The sequence below is a fragment of the Prevotella conceptionensis 9403948 genome, from assembly GCF_000312305.1.
GTDB lineage: Bacteria > Bacteroidota > Bacteroidia > Bacteroidales > Bacteroidaceae > Prevotella > Prevotella conceptionensis.
The window spans coordinates 193,582-198,267 of the sequence record NZ_HE999444.1 but is presented as its reverse complement, the minus strand read 5'-3'; the positions used below and the strand labels follow the sequence as shown (position 1 = coordinate 198,267).

The 4,686-nt window shown below is 40.4% G+C and carries 3 protein-coding genes and 1 pseudogene; 1 reads left to right on the top strand and 3 read right to left on the bottom strand.

The features are described from left to right. The 3 genes from BN93_RS17870 to BN93_RS02925 all read right to left on the bottom strand — a co-directional run. A partial coding sequence (locus BN93_RS17870; protein WP_019186866.1) for a YobI family P-loop NTPase occupies positions 1-1,853 on the bottom strand: 1,853 nt, incomplete at its 3' end. A 321-nt stretch (positions 1,854-2,174) separates the two neighbouring features. Continuing rightward, entirely contained in the window at positions 2,175-3,428 is a 1,254-nt protein-coding gene (locus tag BN93_RS02930; protein ID WP_019186865.1) for an ATP-binding protein, read from the bottom strand. Between the two features lie 153 nt (positions 3,429-3,581). Further along, positions 3,582-3,860 (bottom strand): hypothetical protein, encoded by a 279-nt coding sequence (locus tag BN93_RS02925; protein WP_019186864.1) that lies wholly within the window; start codon positions 3,858-3,860, stop codon positions 3,582-3,584. A gap of 414 nt (positions 3,861-4,274) precedes the next feature. Here BN93_RS02925 and BN93_RS02920 point away from each other — a divergent pair. Next, positions 4,275-4,610 (top strand): annotated as a pseudogene (locus BN93_RS02920) (transposase); the annotation flags it as partial. Positions 4,611-4,686: the final 76 nt, after the last annotated feature.

Below are 4,686 nucleotides of genomic sequence, written 5' to 3'. Positions count from 1 at the left end.
TTATTTAGTTTATGATCGTACGCCCGTTCAGTACCCTGTAAAACAGCATTGATAAACTGATAATCACTCTCAGATGTAGATCCTTCATAGAATTTTGAAATATAGAGATAGTAATCTTCAGTGATATACCCGCCATAAATCATGGTTAATAGAGTATCTACCATTTCATTATTCATGGTCTTAGACTCATTTTCTTTGGCCGTGTACTCTTTGACGTATATCTTATTGAAAATCACACGGGCTTTTTCTCCCCCTATCTTTCTTAAGACTTCCCGTAAAGCAGTATTCTCGATTACCTTTATCTCCTTTTCGAGTTTCAGCCTTTCATCGTTACTCCTATTATATGCTTGTGAATGCTCATCAATGGCCTCATAATAGCCTATATCCTCCGTGACTTTCTTCTCAATCTCATCAAATTCGAAATTATAGGTCATACTGCCAATTTCCTCACGGTTATGGTCAGTGTAAGTATATCTATCAAACTCATCGTTAATAAACAGTTCAAAGAGATTATCCCTACTTGACACCTGTCTCAAGGTATAATCATAGCCGTTTTTTATCAGAGTCGTAACTTCAACCTGATCGTTTAGTTTTTCAAGGTATTGTTTTCTAATATTGATTATCTTCTCCCGTGCCTCATTCATACTTTGAATTGAGGCATTTGCTTTCTTCCTTATTTCCTTTGTCTCGTCTTCACTAAATAATGACTTGTTCTTAAAAATCGCATAAAACAATCCCTGCTTTAAATATGCCTTAGCAAAATCTTGTGGGAACAGGTTCTTATAAACAATAACTGCAAGCAGTTTTTGTTCGTAGTTCTCGTCATCACCACTTAAATGCGTCTTTAGACTCTTCTGGAAAAGCGTATATTCATTTACTATGTTCTTCAACTCACGCAGTCCCGTCACCTTACTCAACAACTGTTCCAGCACCGGCGTATCTATGGTTTTAAATAGACCTTTACTCTTATACTGTTTAATCAGATAGTCGGTCACATTGTAATGATCCATCACAGGGACAACCGCAATAATATAGTCAAAGCATTTTGTCCTAAGCTCCCTGGTAAAGACATCATCCCTAATTGCATATATGAACCGAACAATACGCCTCCGCTTCTTAAACGTTTCCGACTCATTAATCAACATGTTCAGCTCTCGAATCTTCAAAAACAATTTGTCAGAATTATCTAATCGGTCTAAGTCTTCAAACAGTATATAATCATATTGGTTTTCTTGTATGATAAAGATAATCTCATCCAGATACTTATTGAATACGGACACATCCACATCTGCTGATGCTTCCAACTTAACACCATTTGCTTCAATTTTAATATTTCTGAATTGATTTAGCTTCAAAGCTGTTATTTTGCCAACCCAGAACAGAAACCAAACCAAATAGCCTACTGAACAAGCATCTGCTATAAGGTTAATCCACCATCCTACCTTCTCTCCAAAAAATCTATAATAGCCATCGTAGAAGCTATCAATTCTTAAAATGGAAGGTTCAAATGCTATAACAAAACAAGCTAAAGCAACAAGAATACAAATGATGTATTGTTCATAATTTCTCACGACCGGTTCGTGGATGCGTTTAAACCCAGAATGTGATATCTTATTTTTGTCGCATTTATACAGTAGATGCTGGACTATCTTGTATTCAATCTCATTTGAATTCTGATCTTCATTTTCAGAAGGTAGAGAAAAGGTTGACATGGAAATACGAAAGACTTTATTCGCTATTCCCATTTCATCTATACAGGTATTAGCAACAGAACTCTTACCGGAGCCATAATGACCGGTAATAGCAATATTTCTGGAATCGCTTTGCTCCAAAGCAAACTTCAGGTCATCCACGGCAAGGTGAGATGTGTCACCCGCAGGTATGTTACAAGGTGACAGAAGAGTTCAATATTCCTTAGGCATCTCTTCATCTTGAGCCTTACCCACTTCTTGTTTTTTAGATTCCTGTACTTTCATTCCTTAATCCACAACCTTTAATCAAAATAAAGTATTGAAAATCATTATGTTATCAAAATTGTAATTAGCAAAAGTCGACATTTTTTACAAACTTTCGCAAATTATATAGACAACCACCGTTCACCCTGCGTCATATTCCGTCCTTCCTTACCACCGTTCCTCTGTGGTTTCAGCATCCTTCGGATGTCTCACCCGAAGTTACACCTCTGTCAGCCATTTCCACACCGGCACCACGGGTATTCCCTCTTCCGTGCCCTCCTCATCATATGTAATCAGCAGACACTTCCAGTCCTCGTGTGCCTTGACATACTTCACCAGTGGCGGCAACTCCCTGTTGTAAGTGGTCTCATCCTTGATGCTGTAGGACACCTGTATGGCTAGCTTCTCGTCAGGTACTATGAAGTCTATCTCCTTGTCAGCATTCAGATAATACACATTCTCCTTGCCGTATCGTCTGAATAGTTCCACCGCCACCATGTTTTCCAGTAGCGACGTCTCTGAGTTCATCAAGAACAGATTCAGCAATCCGTTGTCTATAAAATAATACTTCTTTTGCGTCTCCTTCTCCGTCAGCTTCCCAATCTCATTCTCCATGGGCAGTATTAGCCAACTGTCAGCGGCATAATCCGCATAGTCTATCGTAGTAGGCACACTGATGGGTGACCCTGTTGCCACTATCACGTTCTTCAGCCTGTTATACGACAGCGGTTGCTTCACGCTCTCTGCAATCTTCTTAATCAGAATGTTCAACACCCTGTCGTTCTTAATGTTGTTTCGGGCACAGATGTCACCCAGGTAGATCCTCTGGTACAAACTCGAAAGCATAGCCCTTTTATTCTTGAATGACAATATCTCTGGCAGACCGCCGTAATAGAAGTACTCATTCAGATGCCGCTTTACTTTGCTTCTCTGGATAGTGTCATACTCCCAATGCTCCCTCAGTTCTACCTGCTGCGCTGCCAGATACTCTTTGAACGAATATGGGTACGCATCATAGATAAAGAACCGTCCGCCCAGCGTAGTTGCCACTTCCTTGCTCAACATCTTCGCATTGCTGCCCGTCACATATACCCTGTATTTCGCATCAGTCAACCTCCGCACGAACTTGTCCCAGTGCGGAATATTCTGCACCTCGTCCAAAAACACCACCGGCTTCTTACCATACAGTTCCAGATGGGCTTCCAGCAGACTGTTAAAGTCTTCCGTCTGGAATTCCGCCAGACGCTCATCCTCAAAGTCCACAAACAGAATCTCGTCCCATCCCTTTCCTGCCGCCTGCAGCTGACGCACGCGCTGATACAGCAGGTACGACTTACCCGCATGTCTCACACCAACTATCACATAGTTGCCATTCTCTTCAAAGTCTGTGGGGCGGTGCGTAATCACCGCCTCATCCACTTCGCGTTGCTTACTAATCAGGCACTGTTTGATAACATCTTTACTGACACCCATATAAATTATATTTAATAAGAATCGTACAATCTTATAAAGTTTGATTTACAAAGTTAGGTGTTTTCTATAAAACAAAATTGATAATCTTCGGTTATTTACAATATTTTTACACTTTTTATCGCGAATCATTATTTTCCCAGACCTATACTTGTGTTAGGGTTTGCCTATTGTATTTGGCATTGCTCTAAACACTTCTGTCAAATACGATACAATCCTTCTTCCACGTTGCCACTTTGAACTCTTGGAGGCGTCGAATTGTTTCTTCTCGTACAAAATGAAAGAATCAACTCCCTGGGCTGGATTATACTTGTATTTCTTCCCGGAGAAGTCGCAGATGGCAAGGAGAAACACAACAAAGGCAATATCTGGATCAAGATGGCGAGAACGGATGAGTGCCACCTTGATGTAGGCTGTGTTGTATTCGTGTTCCATATTGTTGAGTTATGAGGACGGTGTAAGCAATTTGCTGTTTAGAGGTTTAGCGGACAGCAATAATTGAATTTATGAAAATAAAATGAGGAAATATCAAAACAAATAACTACTTTTGCAACAATGCACTTTGGTTTGACAAGATAAATATCCTGGATTACGTTAGTGTCGATGGTGACATACAAACCAAGCTGTTTATGGAGCACCTTCTAATGAGGGTCATGCTATGGACACATAACATTTGGCAATAAGCTTATGAGCCTTAGAAAGTTCGTAAACCACATACATAATGTAATATCAACATAAGAATAATATCCACCATATTTTGACATCGCTATGGTAACTATCAATATCGAATATCTACCTTCTATCAATTATTCCTTAATCAACAACAGAATAGCTATATGTCGGTCTGTTGAAATCCTCTTCAAGCAATACCCCGACCTCAGGGAAGCCAATTCGCTTGCGCACTCCCTACGCATGATATTCTCAAAGAACACCGTCAAGGATGCGGCAAGGCTATCCTTGGCTCGATGGTACAACAAGGTCGACAACTCGGGCTTCAAGAGCTTCAACGTAATTGCAGCAACCTTATACGAACATTACGACGGGGTGCTCAACCTCTTCGTGAACAGGGCAACAAACGCATTTGCAGAATCCTTCAATGCAAAGATAAAGGCTTTCAGGGCGACTCTGAGAGGGGTAGCGGATATAAAGTTCTTCATGTTTAGACTTTCAAAGATTTATGCCTAGCCCCCACTAATCTTCCGCTGAGCCGCTTTTTTTACCCTAGTTGAAAACTCCTACACCTTAATAGTAAGCATCCAAT

Coding starts and splice junctions, on each gene's coding strand:
- BN93_RS02930 (WP_019186865.1), bottom strand. CDS start 3,428: ATGGGTGTCAGTAAAGATGTTATCAAACAGTGCCTGATTAGTAAGCAA.
- BN93_RS02925 (WP_019186864.1), bottom strand. CDS start 3,860: ATGGAACACGAATACAACACAGCCTACATCAAGGTGGCACTCATCCGT.